Consider the following 20357-nt stretch of genomic DNA (forward strand, 5'->3'; position numbering starts at 1 on the left):
GCCCGAGCCGAGTGCCGCGCCCACCCCGACCAGCACACCGCCCGCCGCCTGGGGCGCGCCGAACGAGCCCGTCCCGACGAGCGGCGCGCTCAGGGCGGCGGCGACGGGGATCAGTCCGGAGAACAGCGTGGCGCGCTCGGCGCCGATGCGCTGAACACCCATGTACCAGGTGACGAATCCGACGACCGTGACGACGGCCGCCTGCCACAGCAGTGCGAGCGTCTCCGTCTGCCCCGGCGCGCGCACAAAGCCCGCGCCGTCGAGGACGAGGCCGATGACCGTGGATTCGACGGCGGCGATGCCGCAGACCGTGGCGGTGAGCAGTTTGGGGCCGAGCGGGCGCAGCACCGGAGTGGCCAGTACGGCGAAGCCGACCTCACCCGCCAGCGCCCCCACCGACCACACCATGCCGAGCAGGTCGGTACGGCCCCACCCCTGGACGGTGAAGGCCCCGGCCGCCACCAGCAGCGCTCCGTACAGAACGGGCCGGGCGGGCCGTCGGCCGTCCAGCAGCGGTACGAGCACGGCGACGATGACGGGCGCGCAGCCGACGAACACGCCCGGCACAGCAGGCTCCGAGGTGCGTTCCGCGGCCAGGATCGCCAGATTGAATCCGACCATGCCGACGGCGGCGAGCACGGCCAGACGTACCCACTGCGACCGGCCGAGGGCCCGCAGCGGCGCGAGCGCGGCCCGGCCGCCGAGCAGCGGCAGCAGGAGCAGACAGGCCAGGGCGTAGCGCAGCGCCTGACCACCCGCGTACGGATAGTCCCCGAGGACGCTGTTGGCGGTGAAGGAGGCGCCGACGAGGACGTAGGCGAAGCTGACGAGCAGCGCCCCGCGCAGGGAATTCGCGTTCATGTGGCGACGCTATGGATCGGGGCGGTCCCGGTTAAGGTCCACTTCCATGACGTCATCGGGGACCACTTCGGCCGCGGGCGGATCTTCACGCGGTGAGGCCTGGAACACCGCATGGGAACTGCTGCTGCCCGCGGCCGCCGCCCCGGCACGGCAGCGCGGGCGGGCCCTGCAGTCGGCGCTGCGCGACGCCGTGCGGTCCGGACGGCTCGCGGCGGGCACCCGGCTGCCGTCGAGCCGCGAGCTCGCCGCGGATCTGGGCGTCTCCCGTGGCCTGGTCACCGAGGCGTACGAGCAACTGACCGCCGAGGGGTATCTGCGCAGCGACCGGGGCTCGGGCACCTGGGTCGGCGACGCCACGCGCCCGGCTGTGCGCGGGGCGCGGGACCTGGCACCGCGTGCGCCCGGCGCTCTGGTGGACTTCCGTCCAGGGACGCCGGATCTCTCGCTCTTCCCGCGCGCCGCGTGGGCCGCCACGCACAAGTCGGTGCTCGCGCGGCTGCCGCACCGGGCCCTGGGCTATCCCGATCCGCGCGGACTGCCTGAACTGCGCACCGCGCTGGCCTCGTTGCTCACCCGGCGGCGCGGCGTGGTGGCCGATCCGGAGTCTCTGGTGGTGTGTTCGGGTGTCGCGCAGGCGATGACGCTGCTCGGATTCGTCCTGCACGGCCACGGCCTGCGGACGGTGGGTGTCGAGGACCCGGGCAGTCCCGACCACGGGTCGCTGTTCGCTGCGGCCGGGCTGAGCACGACGGCGCTGCCGCTGGACGGCGAAGGGCTCACCACCGGGCCGCTGGAACGGTCCGGTGTCCGTGCCGTGGTGACCACTCCGGCCCACCAGTTCCCGACCGGAATCGCCTACTCCGCGAGGCGTCGCACCGAACTCCTCGACTGGGCACGGTCGGTGGACGGCCTGATCGTCGAGGACGACTACGACGGCGACTTCCGCTACGACCGCGCACCTGTCGGAGCTCTGCAGGGGCTCGACCCCGACCGCGTCGCCTACACGGGCTCGGTCAGCAAGTCACTGGCTCCGGGGCTTCGGCTCGGCTGGCTGGTGGTGCCCGGCCGCCTGGTGGACGAGGTGGTCGAGCGCAAACGCACCATGGATCTCGGCAACCCCGCCCTCGACCAGGCGCTCCTTGCGGACTTCGTCGACCGCGGCGGCTACGACCGGCAGTTGCGCCGCTGTCAGCGCGCCTACCGGGAGCGGCGGGACACCCTTGTCGCGGCGCTCGCGGAGCAGTTTGCGGGCTCGGAGGTCAGCGGCATCGCGGCCGGGCTGCACATCATCGCGACGCTCCCGGAGCGCTATGGCCCCGGCCCCCGGTTTGTTGATCGCGCGGCCGCGGCCGGTGTCGCGGTGCGCCCGCTGGCCGACTACCGGGTGGCGAGCGCCGAGGACAGGGGCGTACGTCTGGTCATCGGGTACGCGCAACTGTCGCCGTCCGACATCGTGCGCGGGGTGCGCCTGATGGCCGAAGCGGCAATGCCGTAGGGCGCGTTGTTCACTCGGGGTTCGCGTTGCGGCCGTGGCCGGGCGCTAGGCATGGCTCGGAACACCCGCCCGACCTGCCCCAGGAGGCCCAGCGATGTCGCACAGCCCGCGGAGTTCGTCCCCCGACCGCCGTTCCGTACTGCGTGGCACGGTCGCCGCGTCGGCGGCGCTGGCACTGCCCACGCTGGCAGCCGCCCCCGCACTGGCGCTCTCCGGCCGCCCCGGCGCCGCCTGGGGTGTGCAGACCGGCGATGTCACCTCCTCGTCCGGCCTGGTGTGGGTCCGCTCGGACCGGCCCGCCCGGATGATCGTCGAGACCTCGGCCACGGACTCCTTCCGGCACACGCACCGCTGGCACGGCCCCCTGCTCGGGCCCGGCACGGACTTCACCGGTACGACGTCGCTGCGCGGCCTGCCCGCGGGCGAGCAGGTGCACTACCGGGTGACGCTGGCCGACCCCGACGACCCGCGGCGCACGGGCGAGCCGGTGTACGGAACGTTCCGTACGGCTCCCTCGAAGCGCCGAGAGGGTGTCCGTTTTCTGTGGTCGGGCGACATCGCGGGCCAGGGATGGGGCATCAACCCGGACGTCGGCGGCTTCCGCGCGTACGAGGAAATGCGGCGCCTGGACCCGGACTTCTTCCTGTGCAGCGGTGACACGGTCTACGCGGACGGTGTGATCCAGCCGAGCGTGACCCTGCCGGACGGGCGGATCTGGCGCAACATCACCACCGAGGAGAAGTCCAAGGTGGCGCAGAGGCTGGCCGACTTCCGCGGCAACTTCCGCTACAACCTGCTCGACGAGAACGTCCGGCGCTTCAACGCACAGGTCCCCACCGTCGTGCAGTGGGACGACCACGAGGTGCGCAACAACTGGTACCCGGGCCAGATCCTCGACGATGTGCGCTACACCGAGAAGAACGTGGATGTGCTCGCCGAGCGCTCGATGCAGGCCTTCAGCGAGTACTTCCCGATCTCCACGCTCCCCTCGCAGGGCCGCGACGGCCGTGTCCACCGAGTGGTGCGCTACGGCCCGCTGCTCGACGTCTTCGTCCTCGACATGCGTTCGTACCGCAATGCCAACTCACCCGGCCGGCAGGCCGACGACACCCAGGGCATCCTCGGCGCCGAGCAGCTCGCCTGGCTGAAGCGTGAGCTGTCGCGCTCGCGTGCGGTGTGGAAGGTGATCGCCGCCGACATGCCGCTCGGCCTGGTCGTGCAGGACGGCGCGACGGACTTCGAGGCCGTGGCGCAGGGCGATCCCGGCGTGCCTCTCGGCCGTGAGCTGCAGATCGCCGAGCTGCTTCGTTTCATCAAGCACTGCCGGATCACGGGCACGCTCTGGCTCACGGCGGATGTCCACTACACCTCGGCGCAGCACTACGCGCCCGAGCGGGCGGCCTTCAAGGACTTCGCGCCGTTCTGGGAGTTCGTCTCGGGTCCGCTGGCCGCGGGCGGCTTCCCGGCCAACGCCCTCGACGGCACCTTCGGGCCCGAGCGTGTCTTCGTGCGGGCGCCGGAGCGCGCCAATGTCTCGCCGATGGAGTCCCCGCAGTACTTCGGGGAGGTCGACATCGACGGCGGCAGCGGCGAGCTGACGGTGCGGCTGCGGGCCGAGGGCGGGACGGTTCTGTTCAGCAAGGTGCTCCAGCCGGGGCGGGTGGGGCAGTAGTACGCGCGCGCTGCCTTGAATCAGGGAGCCGAACAGTCCACGCCAGAAACGGAGAAAACCAGCCGATAGCGACCCAGATCCGGGCTTAACCCATCAGTCACAAAGCGTTCGTGATCACGCAACACCATTCGGTCACAGTGATGCCATGACTGATGTGACTTCTGCGAAGACCGCCCGCCGTCCACACCACTGGCGTCGGGATCTCGTCGAGTTGGCGGCCATGTTCACCGCCGTGGCCGTCGCCGATGCCATCGCCAACATGGTCGGGCACGGGCCCGACGGCCCGTTCCTGCTCATCGCCTCGGCCGTGGTGCTCATCGCCACGGCCGCCTTCCACACATGGTGGGCACGACGCCACAGCCACGCCCCTCCGGCGCTCACGTCCGATACCGCCGGAGGGGCGCAGGAAGGCGGCGTGACCGAGCTCGGGGCTCGGGGCGGCGAGCTGCTGGAGACCTCGCTGTGGCGGATGCGTACCACCGTGCGGGACACCCCCGGCAGCCTCGCCGCGCTGTGCACCGCCCTCGCCCGGCACCGGGTGGACATCCTGACCCTGCAGACGCACCCGCTCGCCGAGGGCACGGTGGACGAGTTCCTGCTGCGTGCCCCCACGTCCCTCCAGGCCCAGCAGCTGACCCGGGAGATCTCGGCGGCGGGCGGCAGCAGCACCTGGATCGAGCGCGCCGACGCCCACGATCTCGTCGACACCCCGACCCGGGTGCTCGGCCTCGCCACCCGTACCGCTCTGGACGCGGCCGAACTGCCGCTTGCGCTGCGCCAGTTGCTCGGCCGCTGCACGATCCACTCGCTGCCCGCCGTCAGCCTGTCCGGCCGGCCCACGGGCGAGACGCCTCCCGTCGAGGGCGTGCTGGAGGAGACGGTGATGCGGCTGCGCGACCCGAACGGCGGCGCGATCACCGTCGAGCGGCCCTATCTCCCCTTCACGCCCACGGAGTTCGCCCGGGCGCGGGCCCTGGTCGAGCTGGACGCCCGCCTCGGCCCCCGCGTCCCGCGCAGCGAGGACGTCCTCACCCTCCCCGAGGGCAATGAGATCACCGTGCGCCGCGTCGACCAGGGCGATGTCCCGGCAGCGAGGGCCATGCACGACCGCTGCTCCGACCGCACCCTGAGCCTGCGCTACCACGGCCCGATCGGCGACGCCGACCGCTATCTCAACCATCTGCTCAGCCCGCGCTTCGGCCGCACACTCGCCGTGCAGACGACCTCCGGCAAGCTCGTCGCCCTCGGTCATCTGCTGTGGGACGGCGACGAGACCGAGGTCGCCCTGCTCGTCGAGGACGCCTGGCAGCGCCGGGGCATCGGCGCGGAGCTGCTCGGCCGACTGGTCGACCTTGCCGTCGAAGCAGGCTGCGAGAGCGTCTACGCCGTGACCCAGTCGTCCAACACCGGCATGGTCGCGGCCATGCGCGGCCTCGGGCTGCCGCTCGACTTCCAGATCGAGGAGGGCACCCTGGTGATCACCGCCCGACTGGACGCGACTGCCGTACGCCCCCGCGCTCGCTTCGAACAGGCTGAGCGCTGAGGGCCTCGGTCAGATCGCGCCACAGATCCTCGACGTCCTCGAGCCCGACCGACAGCCGCAGCAGCCGGTCGCTGACGCCCGCCGAGCGCCGGTCTCCCTCAGCCACGATGCGGTGGCTGATGGAGGCGGGGTGCTGGATCAGGGTGTCGACGCTGCCGAGACTGACGGCCGGGGTGATCAGCCGTACGCCCGCGATCACCGCGTGCGGGTCGCCGTACACCTCGAAGGAGACCATTGCACCGCCGATCCGCGGATAGTGGACGCGGGCGACGCGCGGGTCGGCCGCCAGGCGGCAGGCCAGGTCGGCGGCGGTGGTGGAGGCGGCCCGCACCCGTACCGGCAGGGTCGACAGTCCCCGAAGCAGCAGATATCCGGCCATCGGGTGCAGAACACCTCCGGTCGCAAAGCGCACCTGGCGCAGCTTGCCCGCGAACTCCTCGTCGCAGGCCACCACTCCGCCCATCACATCGCCGTGCCCGCCCAGATACTTCGTGGCACTGTGCAGCACGAGCCGGGCGCCGTGCTCGACCGGCCGCTGGAGCACGGGCGTGGCGAAGGTGTTGTCGACGAGCAGCGGCACGGAGCCGCAGGCGTGGCGCACGGCCCGCAGATCGACCTCCGCCAGCGTCGGGTTCGCGGGCGTCTCCACCATCACCAGGCCGGTGTCCGGCCGGATCGCCTCGGCGATGCCCGCCGGGTCGGTCCAGGTCACCTCGGTGCCCAGCAGCCCGGCACCGAGCAGATGGTCGCTGCAGCCGTACAGCGGACGCACCGCGACCACATGGCGCAGGCCCATGCTCGCCCGTACCAGCAGTACGGCGGTGAGGGCCGCCATGCCGCTGGCGAAGGCGACCGCGCTCTCGGTCCCCTCGAGCCTGGCCAGGGCGGTCTCGAAGCGGGCGTTGGTCGGGTTGTCCAGCCTGGCGTAGACGGGCGGCCCCTCCAGGCGCGCTCCGGTGGCGGCGAACTCGTCGATCCGTTCCGCTTCGCCTGCGGCGTCGTAGGAGGGGTAGGTGGTCGACAGATCCAGCGGCGGGGCATGCAGACCGAGCTGCGCGAGATCCTCGCGTCCGGCGTGGACTGCTTCGGTGGCCAGCGCCCGGGGTGGGTGGGCGGCGAAGGCTGCGTTCTCCATGCCCGCACTGTGAACACCCACCGGCAGGTCTTGGCCATGGCCCGTGTTACGTTCGGCAAATGGCTGAAACTGTCGCTCTCGACCCGGTGGATCTTCACATACTCCGGCTCCTGCAGAACGACGCCCGGACCACCTACCGCGATCTGGCGGCGGAGGTCGGAGTCGCTCCTTCCACGTGCCTTGACCGGGTGGCGAGGCTGCGCCGCTCCGGTGTGATCCTCGGGCACCGGCTGGCCCTGGACCCGGCCCGGCTGGGGCGGGGACTGGAGGCGCTGCTCTCCGTACAGGTCCGTCCGCACCGGCGTGAACTGATCGGTCCGTTCGTCGAGCGCATCCGGGCTCTGCCCGAGTCCCGCGCGCTGTTCCATCTCACGGGCCCGGACGACTACTTGGTGCATGTGGCCGTGGCGGACACCGCGGATCTGCAGCGACTTGTGGTGGACGAGTTCACCTCCCGGCGCGAGGTCGCCCGGGTCGAAACACGGTTGATCTTCCAGCAGTGGGACTGCGGCCCGCTGCTGCCTCCTCAGACAGGTGGCTGACAGGCCGCTGGGACTCGATGATGGTGACGCGGAGGCCCCACTCGTATGAGGATGTGCCCATGTCAGTCACCCTCAGCAGCCAGCTGCCCCGCCAGGTCGCCGACGCCTACGTCGACGCACTCATCGAACTCGATCCGACGATTGGCACATATCTCGGGGTCAAGGAGAGCTCGGGTCTCCTTCCCGACTACTCCCCCGCAGGTCAGGAGGCATTCGCCGGGCTCGCACGCGAGACGCTGGCCAGGCTCGACCAGGCGGAGAAGCTGCCGGGTGCCGAGAACGACGCCGAGCGGCGCTGCGGGCGGCTGCTGCGGGAGCGTCTGACGGCCGAACTCGCTGTTCACGAGGCTGATGAGGGTCTGCGTACGGTGAGCAATCTGCGCTCACCGGTGCATACGGTGCGCGAGGTGTTCACCGTGACGCCCACGGAAACCGATGAGGACTGGGCAGCAATCGCGCGGCGGCTTCGTGCGGTGCCGCACGCGCTGGAGGGTTACCGGGCCTCGCTGGAACTGGGTCTGGAGCGCAAGCTCCTGGGCGGCCCACGTGCCACGCAGACGAATATCGGCCAAATCACGGAGTGGATCGGCACGGACCGGAGCTGGTTCGACGACTTCGTCGCGGACGGCCCCGCCACGCTCCGCACCGAACTCGACGCCGCGGCCCGCTCGGCGACCGAAGCCCTGACCGAGCTGCGCGACTGGATGCGCGATGTGTACGCACCTGCCGTGGCGGACGCGCCCGACACGGTCGGGCGCGAGCGCTACGCCCGCTGGTCGCGCTACTTCAACGGCACGGACCTCGATCTCGACGAGGCGTACGCATACGGCTGGTCCGAATACCACCGGCTGCTGGCCGAGATGAAGACCGAGGCCGACAAGATCCTTCCGGGCGCGGGCCCCTGGGAGGCGCTCGCGCACCTCGATGTGCACGGCGAGCACATCGAAGGCGTCGAGGAGGTACGGGTCTGGCTGCAGAAGCTGATGGACGAGGCGATCGAGGCGCTGGACGGCACACACTTCGAACTCGCCGAGCGGGTACGGAAGGTGGAGTCCCGGATCGCTCCCCCGGGCGGTGCGGCGGCGCCCTACTACACCGGTCCCTCGGAGGACTTCACCCGGCCCGGACGCACCTGGCTGCCGACCATGGGCGAGACGCGCTTCCCGGTGTACGACCTGGTGTCGACCTGGTACCACGAGGGCGTGCCCGGCCACCATCTGCAGATCGCGCAGTGGGTGCATGTCGCGGACCAGCTCTCCCGCTATCAGGCGACGATCGGCGGCGTCAGCGCCAACGCCGAGGGCTGGGCGCTGTACGCGGAGCGGCTGATGGACGAGCTCGGGTTCCTGCCCGACCCGGAGCGCAGGCTCGGCTATCTGGACGCGCAGATGATGCGGGCGTGCCGGGTGATCGTGGACATCGGCATGCATCTGGAGCTGGAGATTCCGGCGGAGTCGCCCTTCCACCCGGGCGAGGTCTGGACTCCGGAGCTGGCGCAGGAGTTCTTCGGCGGTCACAGCGGGCGGCCGGCCGACTTCGTGGAGAGCGAGCTGACGCGCTACTTGTCGGTGCCGGCGCAGGCGATCGGCTACAAGCTGGGCGAGCGGGCCTGGCTGCTGGGCCGGGAGAACGCCCGCAAGGCGCACGGCGACGCGTTCGACGCGAAGGCGTGGCACATGGCGGCGCTGTCGCAGGGGTCGCTGGGGCTGGACGATCTGGTCGACGAACTGTCCAAGCTCTGACGACCCGTTCACATGGGCGGGTGAGGCGGCGGCCGGGCTCGGGGGCGAGACACCCCGCTGAGCCCGGCCGCCGGGTCGTCGTCGGGGTCATCTCCTTGACCTGGTAGCCCAGTTCGGCGAGAGCGATCAGCCGCTGAGAGGAGCCGAACGGAGCCGAACGACGGAGCCGTGCCGCTCCTTGACGATCTCCAGCTGGGCGGGGATACGGCGGCGCAGATCGGCGACATGGCTGACGATGCCGACGCTGCGGTCCCGTTCGCGCAGCGAGTCGAGGACGTCGAGTACCTCGTCCAGGGTCTGGTCGTCCAGGCTGCCGAAGCCCTCGTCGATGAAGAGGGTGTCGAGCCGTACGCCCCCGGCCTCGTCGGTGACGACATCGGCGAGGCCGAGCGCGAGGGCGAGTGAGGCGAAGAAAGTCTCACCGCCGGAGAGCGTCGCGGTGTCGCGTTCGCTTCCCGTCCAGGCGTCCACGACGTGCAGACCGAGCCCGGCGCGCTTGCCACCCGCTTTGGTGTCGCTGTGCACCAGGGTGTAGCGGCCGGACGACATGCGCTGCAGCCGGGCGGTGGCCGCGGCCGCGACCTGTTCGAGGCGGGCCGCGAGCACGTACGACTCGAGACGCATCTTGCGTTCGTTGTCGGCGGATGTGCCTGCGGTGAGCGCGGCGAGCCGGGCGATCCGGTCGTACTCCTCGCGCAGCGGGCCCAGCCGGAGTACTTCCGCCGCGGCCTGGCGGGACAGTCTCGCGAGCTCGGCGCACCGGTCGCGGGCGGCGGCGAGCGCGGACGCGGCGTCGCGCAGTGCCCGCTCGGCGTTGTCGTGGGCGGCGCGGGCGGCTTCCGGATCGGCGGGCGGATGCTCAGCGGCGCTACGGGTGTCCGCCTCGGCCAGCCGGTCGGCGACTGCGGCCGCCTCGGTCTGCCAGGCGTCGATGCGGTGCTGCAGGCCGCGCTGCTCAGCAACTGAGAGCAGCGCGGCGGCAGCGGCGCGCGGTGTGTCGAACCCGGCCCGGAACGCGGCGTCGGCCAGCCGGTCGTCGGCCTCCTTCAGCCGCTGCGCGGTGAGGTCGAAGGACCGCACGGACTCGGCTGCCCCGGCGAGCAGCCGCACCCTGCGCTCCAGCAGCGTGGCATGCTCGGCGACACTGGCCGCGCCACCCCGGGCCCGGACCAACTCGTTTTCCAGCGCCGCCTGTTCCCGGTCGAGACCTTCCCGCTGCGAGGTTCGCGCCGCGACCCGCCGCTCGGCCTGCTGCTGAGCGGCGAGCCGCCCTTCGTGCTCGCGCTCGGCGCGGTCGAGCGCCTCGCGCGCGTCGTGCATGCCGGAGGCGACGTGGTGCGCGTGACGGTACTCGCGCTCCAACTCCTCGACGAGGGTGAACAGTTCGGCGGCGTCAGGATCGGCGCCAGTGCCGGTGCCGGTCTCGTCCGGCGCCTCACCCGGACGACCAGCCGCAGCACCCTCGCCCCCTGCAGGTTCCGAACCCGGCGCCGGCGTCCGCGCCTCGTCCCTCGCCGTCGTGAACGTCTCGCGCACTACCGCCAGTTCGCGTTCCGTGTCCGTCTTGGCGGCGTCCGCTCGCCTGTAGTCCCGGTACGCCGCGTCCTCGGCCGCGCGGTCGACGTGTCCCGCGCCCGCCCGGGCCGGGGCCGGGTGGTCGGCCGAACCGCAGACCGCGCAGGCTTCGCCGGGGACCAGACCTGTGGCCAACTCCGCCGCGATGCCCCTCAGCCGGCGTTCCTTGAGGTCGAGCCAGCTCTCGCGGGCCGCGTTCGCGCGTTCGCGAGCCGTACGCAGCCGCTCCTTCATCTGCGCGGTGCGTGCCGCCAGTTCGTCCCGTTCGCGGGCTGCCCGCGCCCTGCGGCGCGCCGGTTCGAGCTTCCCCGCCAGGTGTTCCGCGCGCGTCGCCGCTTCCTGCGCGGCCGCGATCCGTTCCTGGCCGGTCCGCCGGACCCTGTCCCAGTCCGCCAGCCAGCTCGCCGCGTCCTGGAGCAGGTCTTCGTCCGCCCGAGCCTGACGGTCGAGGTCCGCCCGCTCGCGGGTGATCTCCGCGCTGCGCTGCTCCGCGCGCCGGGCGGCTTCCAGGCCGCCCAGGTCCTGGCGCAACTTCCGCTCCAGGGCGGACAGCTGCTCCGCTCCCGCGTCCTTGAGCTCGGGCGGCAGCCCGCCGCGCGCCCGGTCGCGGTCGGCGTGCGCGGCGCGGTGTTCTCGCTCGGCGTCGTCCCGCAGCCTCAGCGCGGGTTCGACGAGCTCCGCCTTGCGGGCCCGTTCCAGCGTGGCCTGGTTCTGGTCCCGCTCGGGGCGCCGCGCCTCCACGGCCTCGCGCCGCTGCCGTGCGTCCGCGTATCTCGTCTGCAGCCTGGCCAGTTCGCGCTCGGCGTCCAGGGCGTGGCGGGCGGCCGCCTGCCGGCTTTCCGCCGCGGCCAACGCGCAGTCGCCGATGCCCAGAGTCTCCCGGGCACCCGCGCGGGCGACGGCCGCCCACTCCAGGACGGCCGTGGCGAGTCCGGGATCCCCCGGCTGCTGCCGGGGCGGCGGCCAGTCCCCCGCCGTCGCGCCCGCGGCCTGCTCCATCCGGTGGGCGATCGCGAGCAGCCGCTCGTCACCGGCCCGCACCTGCTGTTCGGCTCCGCGCCGCCTGTCGGCCAGGCGCTCCTCGACCGCGGCGAAGCGGCGGGTGTCGAAGAGCCGCCCGAGCAGCCTGCCGCGCGCCTCCGCGTCGGCGCGCAGGAAGCGGGCGAAGTCCCCCTGCGGCAGCAGCACCACCTGGCAGAACTGGTCGCGGCTCATCCCCAGAAGCTGCGCGATCTCCTCGCCGATCTCCTGGTGGGAACGGCTCAGCGCCTTCCACGCGCCTTCCTTGGCGTCGTATTCGCGCAGCCAGCTCTGGGCCCGTTCGGTCGTGAAGCCCTGCCCGTTCTTCTTGGGGCGGGGCTGGGCGGGCCGCCGCCGGATCTCCAACCGCCGTCCCGCCACGGTCAGTTCGAGGCAGACTTCGGTGAAGGTCCCGGCCGTCGCATGGTCGCTGCGCAGCGAGGCGCCCGGACTCTGCCGCGCGCCCGGCACCGCCCCGTACAGCGCGAAGCAGACGGCGTCGAGGACGGATGTCTTGCCCGCTCCGGTCGGGCCGTGCAGCAGAAAGATCCCGGCCTCGGAGAGCTCGTCGAAGTCGACTTCCTGGGCGGCTGCGAAGGGACCGAAGGCGGTGAGGCTCAGCCTGTGCAGTCTCACCTGGCCACCTCGCGCACGCCGTCGTCCACCCGTACGTCGTCGAAAGCACCGCGCAGGACGGTGCGCTCAAGTCCGTCGGGCCCGCTGCCGCCGCGCACATGGGCCACGAAGTCCTCGGCGATCTGCTGGTCGTCGCGTCCCTTCAGCCGCTGTGCGTACGAGAGGATCTCCTCCTTGTCGGAGCGCTCGGGCTCGAAGACCAGGCTGAGGGTGTACGGGAACCGCTCGGCCAGGCGCGCCATCGGCTCGGCCGGGCGGACGGCGTCGGTAATGGTGGCCTCGACGAACGACTGCTCGTGCGCTGCGAGGGCCGGGTCGTCGAGCAGTTCACCGAGCGGTCCGCGCAGCCGGGCGAGCGGCCGCGGCACGGGGCAGTCGATGCGCTCGGCCTCTATCTCGCCGTGCGCGCCGAGATCGATGAGCCACATCGTCTTGCGGTGGCTCGTCTCCGAGAAGGAGTAGGCGAGCGGCGATCCGGAGTAGCGCACGCGCTCGGTGATGGTCTGGCAGCCGTGCAGATGGCCGAGGGCGGCATAGTCGACGCCGTCGAAGACCCCGGCGGGCACGGCACATACGCCTCCCACGGTGATGTCCCGCTCGCTGTCGCTCTCCTCGCCGCCCGCCACGAAGGCGTGGGCGAGGACCACGGACCTGGTCCCCGGCTCCCGGGTCGCGAGGTCGGCGCGCACCCGCTCCATGGCCGCGCCGATGACGGACTCGTGGCCCGCCTTCTCCGTCCTGAACTCGTCCTTCACCAGGGCCGGTTCGAGATACGGCAGTCCGTAGCAGGCCACCTCGCCGTGCGCGTCACTCAGCAGCACCGGTGTCGCGCACCCGGCCGGGTCGGTCCGCAGATGGATCCCGGCGCGCTCGATCAGCCCCGCCCCGACACCGAGCCGGCGCGCCGAGTCGTGGTTTCCGGAGATCATCACGGTCGGCACTCCGGCTGCGGAGAGCTGGTGCAGCGCGCGGTCGAACAGCTCGACGGCGGCGAGCGGCGGCACCGCCCGGTCGTACACATCTCCCGCGACCAGTACCGCGTCCACGTCGCGATCGCGCACCGTCGCCACCAGGTGGTCGAGGAACGCCGCCTGGGCGTCGAGCATGCTCACCCGGTGGAGCGAACGCCCCAGGTGCCAGTCCGACGTATGCAGGAATCTCATGATCCCCGAGAGTATCGGTGGGGTCTGACATCACGGGCGGCTTCAGGCGTCTCCATACGCCTCGCCCCTCAGCTCCAGTCCCGCCGTCCCCGCCGTGGCGTCGGCCAGCCAGCCGCGGAAGGCGTCCACATCGGCGTCCGGCAGCCCGATCTCGATCGTCACTGCCTCCCCGTACCGCACCTCGCGCACCGTGCGTCCGGTCGCCCGCAGATCGTTCTCCAGCTTGCCTGCCCGCTGGTGGTCGACGGTGACGGTGGCCAGCCGGAACCGCTGCCGGGTGATGGTGCCCAGCGCGTCCAGGGCCTCGCCCACGACTGAGCCGTACGCCCTGATCAGCCCGCCCGCGCCGAGTTTCACACCGCCGTAGTACCGGGTCACGACGGCGACGGCATAGCGGACATCACGCCGCATCAGCATCTGCAGCATGGGCACACCCGCCGTGCCGCCGGGTTCGCCGTCGTCGCTCGCCTTCTGTACGGAGGCATCGGCGCCGATGACGTACGCGAAGCAGTTGTGCGTGGCGGTCGGGTGCTCCTTGCGGATGCGTGCGACGAAGGCCTGCGCCTCCTGTTCGGTCGCGGCGGGCGCGAGCGCGCAGATGAAGCGCGATCTGTTGATCTCGGTCTCGTGCACGCCCGCGCGGGCGACCGTCCGGTACTGCTCCTGCATCCGGCCACCCTATGCGCCTGCGAAGGACAAGAGCGCGCAGGGAAGCGGAGGCGAGGGAGGCGGAGGGGAATGCTCCGCGCGGGCCGCCCGTTGTCAGATGCATGTACGCAGACGCAGAGACGATCCGCAGGATCCTTACCTCCACGGGCGACACCTGGGCGGTCGTCGGCCTGTCGAACAACCAGTCACGGGCGGCGTACGGGGTCGCCGACGTCCTCCAGCGCTACGGCAAGCGCATCGTCCCGGTGCACCCCAAGGCCGAGACGGTGCACGGCGAGCAGGGGTACGCGACGCTCGCGGACATCCCCTTCGACGTCGACGTGGTCGATGTCTTCGTCAATTCGGGCCTCGCGGGACCGGTCGCGGACGAGGCGGCGGCGATCGGCGCGAAGGCGATCTGGTTCCAGCTGGGCGTGATCGACGAGGACGCCTATGAGCGCACCCGCGCGAGCGGCCTGGACATGGTGATGGACCGCTGCCCGGCGATCGAGATCCCCCGGCTGGGCTGACGAGGGCGCGGCCCGACACCGGACCCGGCAAGGGAGAACGTGGGAAAGCACGGGGACTCTTGGGAGCACACGGGTTGTGCGGGTATGTGCCGAGCCTGGGCACGCGCCGATACGGGAATCCATCTCCGGGAGGCACCAGTTGGGGTAACTGTTTCGGACCCAGGACAGCCGGGATCTGGCCGTCGAATTGCACGGGTTAAGGTCAGACCGGTGCTTGTCGAACGCCTCACCATCGCGACCGGCTTCCAACGCGCGCACGGCGGGGTCGATGCCGGTACACGCGGGTATATCCCGAGTGCTCGTCCTGGATCCGGCGGGCGAGCGAGCTCCTGCCGAGGGCAGAGTGCGTGCCGCTGAGGTAGAGCAGAGGAAGCGGCGCCACCGGATGTCGAAGGCGTCGTCGCTCGGGCTGGGTGGCATCCGGTCGTAAACGTTGCGGGCCTTGCGGATGCGGCGGCGCGTTTCCACCGCATCCGACAGAATGCTCATCACATCGCCACCCTGCCGACTGCGAGGACGATGTATGGAAACGGACTCCATGGACACCCGGCTGACGAATTTATGCGTCGACGACAGGTCGATCAGACTCGACTGCACGAGTGAATGGCTGCGGACGCACCGGAACCGTCTGTCGGTATGCGGAATCCATTTGGCGACTCCTGAGGAGGTGGCGCACGGAGGGTTCCCTGAGCACGCGATCGTCCCAGATGCTCCTATCCCTTTGGCAACCGAGCACCTCGAGGCCATCATGCAGTTCGTGGCGGCTCCCGAAACACCTGCCGGCTTGTGCCTTGGCTTCGGGAGGCTGCCCTGCTCTGACCGGCTGGTGAGAGATGCCGCGGAAGAGGCCGCCCAACTGGACTTTCTCCCGCACCACGGCTCCCGGTATGCACTGGGGCCGCATTCGGGACGACTGGTGGATGTCCTCACGGCCCGGCCCGGCACGCGGACGACCACGGTGGCCGACCCTCGCATCGAACGGTACTCGGAGTCCATCCGGACCCGCCGTGTCGGCATGCATTACGACAACGCATGGACAAGCGGCGGCGAGGGCGAACGTTATGCGCGCAGCGTTCGCGTCGCATCGGCCGATCGGCGCATCATTCACAACATGGGGCCCGGCACCCGCTCAATTGTTGTGGCACTGAACATGTCGTGCCTGCATCTGTCTGACCGGGTGAGTCCTGGCAACGGCGAGGACATACCAACTTCCAAGAATCTCCGAGACTTCCTGGTCGAGCACCCGGACGAGGCGTCAAGGATCGTTTGCCTCGTCTGGACGATCGAAGTCGGAGAACTCGTGGTCCTGCCCGCCGGAATCGCAATGCACGACGGATCGATGGAAGGGCATCGGGACACGTCTCGTGCCCTTGTTTTCGCAGGGAAGTTTCCCCGTCGCGCATTCTCCGACATGTGAGGATCAGGCACCTGCCCGGCTCCAGGTCTGGTTCATCGACTGGAACTTGTGAAAGACGAGGCCACCGACGGGGAGGGCATTGGCACCGCTCCTGCATATCGGCCGCAGCAGCCACTCGAGACGTTCCGCGTGGGCCAGGATGGTCTCTTCGAGGCTCATGTCCGGATCGGGTTCAGAGATCATGGTCGACATAACAGCGCTCCTTCGATCTTCGCCTGATGAAGATTTCGACAGTAGGACGTCTCGGTGCCATCGAGTCGACCCAGCTCGAAGTACTTGTTCGCCGGCCAACTTCCGCCGCAGACCGCGGCGTAGCGGCACTTCCGACGGCACGCGTCCACACCGGCGAGCGCCTCACGGACCCACTCCACGGCACCGGCCCGGGTGAGCAGATCCTCGAGGGGGTGCTTCAGCACGTTGCCAATGGTGAACAACCCGTGCCGTGGATGGCCGAAGCCCGCGAGGTCCGGAGACATGACGGCCACCTCCCCGTCGTAAGAGATGGTCGGAATGGGCTCTACAGGAATGTCCAGGATTCCTGCTGCAGTGATGCCTGATCGCACCGCGTCATAGCAGTTCGCCACCGATTCGAGCTCCCGCAGCCGCACCACAGGATTCGCCCGCCACTGCGCGAAGAGTTCAGCGAAGAACGCCACCCATTCGCTTCTGGTCGCTCGCGACGGGGCACGGTGCGAGCCCTTCGCCTCCTCAGGAAGGATTCCGAGCTGTTCCGCCCCGAGGTCGCATGCATGGGCGTATATGGATCGAGCAGCCTCCGGCGAGGGATCACGCAGCACGGACAGCACGTCAAACGGAATCCTTCTGCGCACCAGCACCGCGATCCCCGCCGCTATTCTCCGCCCGGCTGGTGCACCCGCTCGTGTGACACGGCCCAGGTTCATGGCCTCGGGGCCGTCCACGCTGACGGATATCTGGACGCGATACCGGTCGAACAGGTCGCACCAGGCGTCGTCGATCAGGGTGGCATTCGTCTGGAACCGATGGACTGTGCCGGGGAGCCACACGGAAAGCAATTCCTCGAACTTTCGAACGCCTAACGTGAGCGGCTCGCCCGCGTGCCAGAGGACTTCCACGCGATGGCCGGAGTCGCTCCAGCGTGCTGCCGCCTCTGCGGCGGCACGGTTGACGGCAGCCGGCATGTCCAGGCGCTTTTCCCGATCTGGTAGATAGCAGTATCTGCAGTCGAGATTGCATAACGTCGTGGGCTGCATCACCATCAAGGACGGCCGCATACCAAGAGTTGCCCCGCTCTCCTCTTCGGACGCCGAACGCACGCGCACGCTCCTGGGGGCCGTCCTACGGGTGCCTTTCCATGCAACAGCGGCGCCGCAACCCTGTCAATGGCACCGGCGTTGAGCATTTCCGGATCCGAGGCGTCCGCTTCTTCACTGTTATGGACAGGCCTTGACGCGCCCCGGTATCATAAAACCCCACACTCAGAGGATTATTGTGGCGCATGACAGATCGAAATGATCCACATCCCTTGAGCGGCACGCACAACGATCTTTCCGGTTCTGCAGACAACATCATCCAGGCGGGTCACATTCTCGGTGGCGTGCACTTTCACTCCGACCGGGCAAGACAGGCGACGGTACTCCGGCAGCTTCCCCCCGTGCCGACCCATTTCACCGGCAGGGCGGCGGAACTTGCTCGGCTTGAGGCGATCCTGGCGACTTCGGACGCGAGTGCGCAGCCGACCGTGGTGGTCTCGGCACTCGCCGGCGCTGCCGGAGTCGGAAAGACGGCCCTCGCGGTTCACTGGGCCCACACCCTGCGAGAGCGCTTCCCCGACGGCGATCTGTACATCAATCTCCAGGGCTATGACGTCGGCCCTCCGCTCTCGGCCCTCCAGGCCCTGGAGCATTTCCTCTTGAGTCTGGACGTGCCTCCGGAACGCATCCCTCAGGACCTGGGCGCCCGGACAAGTCTGTACCGTACGCTCGTCAGCAGGCGACGTCTGATCATTCTGCTGGACAATGTGCGCAATGCCGCTCAGGTGCGCCCCCTCCTTCCCGGCACATCGCCGTCCTTCGTGCTCGTGACCAGCCGCAGCCAGCTGTCCGGTCTGGTCGTCCGAGAAGGGGCTCAGCGGATCGTCATCGACTCGCTCGCCCCGGAGGAATCGATCGAACTGCTCCGCTCAATTATCGGCAGGCCCCGCGTAGATGCTGAACCCGCGGCCTCGGCCCAGCTGGCGGGCTCCTGCGTCCACCTCCCTCTGGCCCTGTGCATCGCCGCCGAGCAGGCAGTTGCTCGCCCGCATCTCTCCATCGAGGCACTGGCAGCGGAGGTTGAGTCCGGAAGCAGTCGACTGGATGCGCTGGCAACCAACGATGACGACGAGACAACGGCGGTCCGTGAGGTCTTCTCCTGGTCGTACCGCAACCTGTCCCCGACAGCCGCAAGGACGTTCCGCCTGCTCGGGCTGCCATCAGGGCCAGAGATCTGTGTTACCGCGACCGCGGCTCTTACCGGGCTCACGCCGACACAGGCCGCCCGCGTCCTGGCCGGGCTCGCCAGTTCACACCTGCTCGAGACAGTGGGACCCGATCGCTATCGGATCCACGATCTGCTTCGCGACTACGCCGCCGAGCGTACCTTGGCGGACGATGCCGAAGAGGATCGTGCGGCCGCCCTGCGGCGGCTCCTGACGTGGTATCTGTTCGCCGCTGAGGCAGCGGCGGCAGTGCTCGACGTCCGCCGGGGTGCCGCACCCTTCGACATGACGGTGGGCGACCGTCCCGACCCTGCGCTGACGATCGAGTTCCGCTCCAGCAGGGCGGCGACGGACTGGTGTGAGAGGGAGTTTCTCAATCTTCTCTCAGCCTGCCGCCAGGCCGCCGAGTTGGGCGAGGACGTCGTGGCTTGGCAGCTGCCCATCGCGCTTCGATCCTTCTTCCAGTTACGAAGTCCGACCACTGACTGGATCACGTCCACCGAGAAGGGTCTGGCTGCCGCTCGGCGTCTGGATGACAGAGCTGCAGAGGCGACTGTCCTAAGGACCTTGGGGGCCGCGCACTACTACTGCGGTCGGTACGAGGAGTCCTTGCAGCACAATTGCGAGGCCCTGGCGGTCTGCCGAGAGATCGGCGAGGACGAGGGCTGGTACCTGAACAGCGTTGGAGACGCTCTGGTGTCGCTCGGCCGCTTCGAGGAGGCGATCGACTGCCTGCGGCAGGCTCTGACCGCCTCCGAACGGAACGGCGATGCCTCCCTTACCGCTCACACTCTGGAGAACATCGCCCCCGCGTACCGCGCCTTGGGACGCGATGACAAAGCGATAGATTCGCTGCAGGAGTCTCTGAGGATTTTCCGGAACCTCGGCCGTGCATACGGTGAGGGGCTCGTTCTGGACAAACTTGCCGCTACGCATCTGTCCCTGGGTCGCTTCGATGAGGCGGTCGGCTGCGGCCGGCAGGCGCTCGATCTGCACACGAAAGTCGGAAATCGCCTGGGCGAGGCGAACACTTTGCGCGTTCTTGCCGACGCTTTCAAGAACATGGGCCAGCCCCTCGAGGCCCGAAACCACGGGCAGCGCGCGCTGGCGATACTCGAGGGCCTGGGGCACCGTGATGCGGCAGACGTGAGCCTTGAATTGTGCGCGGTCGATGGCGGGAGTCAGCAATAGCCGAACCAATACTGAGGCAGCGGACCGAGATTCGTTGGCTCGTTCGCCGGGCGTACCTCCCTCAGATACGCAGCGCCTGCGAGGAGGCCGCATGGTCACCCCGTTGGCCGCCTGTCCTGTGCGCGCCACGCCGAACGGCCAAGAGCTAGGTTCCCAGTCCTTCGACAGTCACCGCGCCCGGCAGCTCCACGAACGTCTTCCCCGGCACGATCAGCTTCCCGCGCCGGCGTCCGCTTCCGATGAGCACCCACTCCGTGTCGACCACCGAGGAGTCGACCAGCAGCGGCCATTCGGCGGGCAGCCCGATGGGTGTGATGCCGCCGTACTCCATCCCCGTCTCGCCGACCGCCGTGTCCATCGAGGCGAACGACGCCTTGCGGGCGCCCAGTTGTTTGCGGACGACCCCATTCACATCCACCCGGGTGCTGGACAGGACCACACACGCCGCGAGCGTCGACTCGCCGCCGCGCTTGCCCGAGACGACCACGCAGTTCGCCGACTGTTCGAGCAGCTCCCGCCCGTAGTGCTCGACGAAGGCGGCGGTGTCCGCGATCTCCGGGTCGGTGTCGACGTAGATCAGCTGCTGGACGGGGATGTCGCCGTGCCATTCCCGCACGGCGTCGGCAACAGGCTCAGTGAGCAGTTCGAGGCAGTCGACGGCGGGCCGGGCGTCGTCGAAAGTGCCGATGGGAGCGCGCATTGGGCCACGCTAACAGCCGCTCCCACACT

15 protein-coding genes and 1 pseudogene are annotated in these 20357 nt (G+C 69.9%); 8 read left to right on the top strand and 8 right to left on the bottom strand.

Annotated elements, in window-relative coordinates:
- Window positions 1-21: 21 nt before the first annotated feature.
- Window positions 22-861: pseudogene (locus tag OOK40_RS31335) on the bottom strand (DMT family transporter); the annotation flags it as partial.
- A 46-nt stretch (window positions 862-907) separates the two neighbouring features.
- On the opposite strand from OOK40_RS31335, the gene OOK40_RS31340 reads away from it, so the two are divergent.
- From OOK40_RS31340 to OOK40_RS31350, 3 genes are all read left to right on the top strand, one after another.
- Complete coding sequence (locus OOK40_RS31340) at window positions 908-2356, top strand: PLP-dependent aminotransferase family protein (protein ID WP_266488302.1); 1449 nt, start codon at window positions 908-910, stop codon at window positions 2354-2356.
- Window positions 2357-2450: 94 nt separating this feature from the next.
- A complete protein-coding gene (locus tag OOK40_RS31345; protein WP_266488306.1) occupies window positions 2451-4028 on the top strand; it encodes an alkaline phosphatase in 1578 nt (525 codons plus the stop codon).
- Window positions 4029-4173: 145 nt separating this feature from the next.
- Window positions 4174-5571, top strand: coding sequence for a GNAT family N-acetyltransferase (locus tag OOK40_RS31350; RefSeq protein ID WP_266488308.1), 1398 nt, complete (start codon window positions 4174-4176; stop codon window positions 5569-5571).
- On the opposite strand, the gene OOK40_RS31355 is transcribed toward OOK40_RS31350, so the two are convergent.
- Window positions 5507-6706, bottom strand: coding sequence for a PLP-dependent aspartate aminotransferase family protein (locus tag OOK40_RS31355; protein ID WP_266488315.1), 1200 nt, complete (start codon window positions 6704-6706; stop codon window positions 5507-5509). The two genes, OOK40_RS31350 and OOK40_RS31355, sit on opposite strands and share 65 nt — an antisense overlap.
- Before the next feature lie 59 nt (window positions 6707-6765).
- On the opposite strand from OOK40_RS31355, the gene OOK40_RS31360 reads away from it, so the two are divergent.
- Entirely contained in the window at window positions 6766-7248 is a 483-nt protein-coding gene (locus OOK40_RS31360; protein WP_266488317.1) for an Lrp/AsnC family transcriptional regulator, read from the top strand.
- Window positions 7249-7307: 59 nt separating this feature from the next.
- On the top strand, window positions 7308-8990 hold the full coding sequence (locus OOK40_RS31365) for a DUF885 domain-containing protein (RefSeq protein WP_266488318.1): 1683 nt from the start codon (window positions 7308-7310) through the stop codon (window positions 8988-8990).
- 126 nt (window positions 8991-9116) lie between these two features.
- Here OOK40_RS31365 and OOK40_RS31370 read toward each other — a convergent pair whose 3' ends face one another.
- Genes OOK40_RS31370 through OOK40_RS31380 form a run of 3 tightly spaced genes read right to left on the bottom strand, consistent with a single transcriptional unit; the run spans window position 9117 to window position 14053 of the window.
- Complete coding sequence (locus OOK40_RS31370; protein ID WP_266488320.1) at window positions 9117-12221, bottom strand: SMC family ATPase; 3105 nt, start codon at window positions 12219-12221, stop codon at window positions 9117-9119.
- Window positions 12218-13384 (bottom strand): exonuclease SbcCD subunit D, encoded by a 1167-nt coding sequence (locus OOK40_RS31375; protein ID WP_266488322.1) that lies wholly within the window; start codon window positions 13382-13384, stop codon window positions 12218-12220. The genes OOK40_RS31370 and OOK40_RS31375 overlap by 4 nt, the downstream gene beginning before the upstream one ends.
- Before the next feature lie 42 nt (window positions 13385-13426).
- Complete coding sequence (locus OOK40_RS31380; RefSeq protein WP_266488324.1) at window positions 13427-14053, bottom strand: YigZ family protein; 627 nt, start codon at window positions 14051-14053, stop codon at window positions 13427-13429.
- 101 nt (window positions 14054-14154) lie between these two features.
- Between OOK40_RS31380 and OOK40_RS31385 the strand changes: the two genes are divergently transcribed.
- Together OOK40_RS31385 and OOK40_RS31390 are read left to right on the top strand one after the other, a co-directional pair.
- A complete protein-coding gene (locus OOK40_RS31385; protein WP_266488326.1) occupies window positions 14155-14562 on the top strand; it encodes a CoA-binding protein in 408 nt (135 codons plus the stop codon).
- Window positions 14563-15085: 523 nt separating this feature from the next.
- A complete protein-coding gene (locus OOK40_RS31390; RefSeq protein WP_266488329.1) occupies window positions 15086-15979 on the top strand; it encodes a hypothetical protein in 894 nt (297 codons plus the stop codon).
- A gap of 3 nt (window positions 15980-15982) precedes the next feature.
- Here the strand turns inward: OOK40_RS31390 and OOK40_RS31395 are convergent, their stop codons facing one another.
- Window positions 15983-16171: a hypothetical protein gene (locus OOK40_RS31395; RefSeq protein ID WP_266488331.1), complete on the bottom strand. Its 189-nt coding sequence runs from the start codon at window positions 16169-16171 to the stop codon at window positions 15983-15985.
- Window positions 16159-17274 (bottom strand): radical SAM protein, encoded by a 1116-nt coding sequence (locus tag OOK40_RS31400; RefSeq protein WP_266488333.1) that lies wholly within the window; start codon window positions 17272-17274, stop codon window positions 16159-16161. The genes OOK40_RS31395 and OOK40_RS31400 overlap by 13 nt, the downstream gene beginning before the upstream one ends.
- A 182-nt stretch (window positions 17275-17456) precedes the next feature.
- Between OOK40_RS31400 and OOK40_RS31405 the strand changes: the two genes are divergently transcribed.
- Window positions 17457-19628 (top strand): tetratricopeptide repeat protein, encoded by a 2172-nt coding sequence (locus tag OOK40_RS31405; protein ID WP_266488335.1) that lies wholly within the window; start codon window positions 17457-17459, stop codon window positions 19626-19628.
- 145 nt (window positions 19629-19773) lie between these two features.
- Here the strand turns inward: OOK40_RS31405 and OOK40_RS31410 are convergent, their stop codons facing one another.
- Window positions 19774-20328: a YbaK/EbsC family protein gene (locus tag OOK40_RS31410; RefSeq protein ID WP_266488336.1), complete on the bottom strand. Its 555-nt coding sequence runs from the start codon at window positions 20326-20328 to the stop codon at window positions 19774-19776.
- Between the last annotated feature and the right edge of the window lie 29 nt (window positions 20329-20357).

Source organism: Streptomyces sp. NBC_01481 (genome assembly GCF_026339995.1).
GTDB lineage: Bacteria > Actinomycetota > Actinomycetes > Streptomycetales > Streptomycetaceae > Streptomyces.

Coding starts and splice junctions, on each gene's coding strand:
- OOK40_RS31340 (WP_266488302.1), top strand. CDS start 908: ATGACGTCATCGGGGACCACTTCGGCCGCGGGCGGATCTTCACGCGGT.
- OOK40_RS31345 (WP_266488306.1), top strand. CDS start 2,451: ATGTCGCACAGCCCGCGGAGTTCGTCCCCCGACCGCCGTTCCGTACTG.
- OOK40_RS31350 (WP_266488308.1), top strand. CDS start 4,174: ATGACTGATGTGACTTCTGCGAAGACCGCCCGCCGTCCACACCACTGG.
- OOK40_RS31355 (WP_266488315.1), bottom strand. CDS start 6,706: ATGGAGAACGCAGCCTTCGCCGCCCACCCACCCCGGGCGCTGGCCACC.
- OOK40_RS31360 (WP_266488317.1), top strand. CDS start 6,766: ATGGCTGAAACTGTCGCTCTCGACCCGGTGGATCTTCACATACTCCGG.
- OOK40_RS31365 (WP_266488318.1), top strand. CDS start 7,308: ATGTCAGTCACCCTCAGCAGCCAGCTGCCCCGCCAGGTCGCCGACGCC.
- OOK40_RS31375 (WP_266488322.1), bottom strand. CDS start 13,384: ATGAGATTCCTGCATACGTCGGACTGGCACCTGGGGCGTTCGCTCCAC.
- OOK40_RS31380 (WP_266488324.1), bottom strand. CDS start 14,053: ATGCAGGAGCAGTACCGGACGGTCGCCCGCGCGGGCGTGCACGAGACC.
- OOK40_RS31385 (WP_266488326.1), top strand. CDS start 14,155: ATGTACGCAGACGCAGAGACGATCCGCAGGATCCTTACCTCCACGGGC.
- OOK40_RS31390 (WP_266488329.1), top strand. CDS start 15,086: ATGGAAACGGACTCCATGGACACCCGGCTGACGAATTTATGCGTCGAC.
- OOK40_RS31395 (WP_266488331.1), bottom strand. CDS start 16,171: ATGTCGACCATGATCTCTGAACCCGATCCGGACATGAGCCTCGAAGAG.
- OOK40_RS31405 (WP_266488335.1), top strand. CDS start 17,457: ATGACAGATCGAAATGATCCACATCCCTTGAGCGGCACGCACAACGAT.
- OOK40_RS31410 (WP_266488336.1), bottom strand. CDS start 20,328: ATGCGCGCTCCCATCGGCACTTTCGACGACGCCCGGCCCGCCGTCGAC.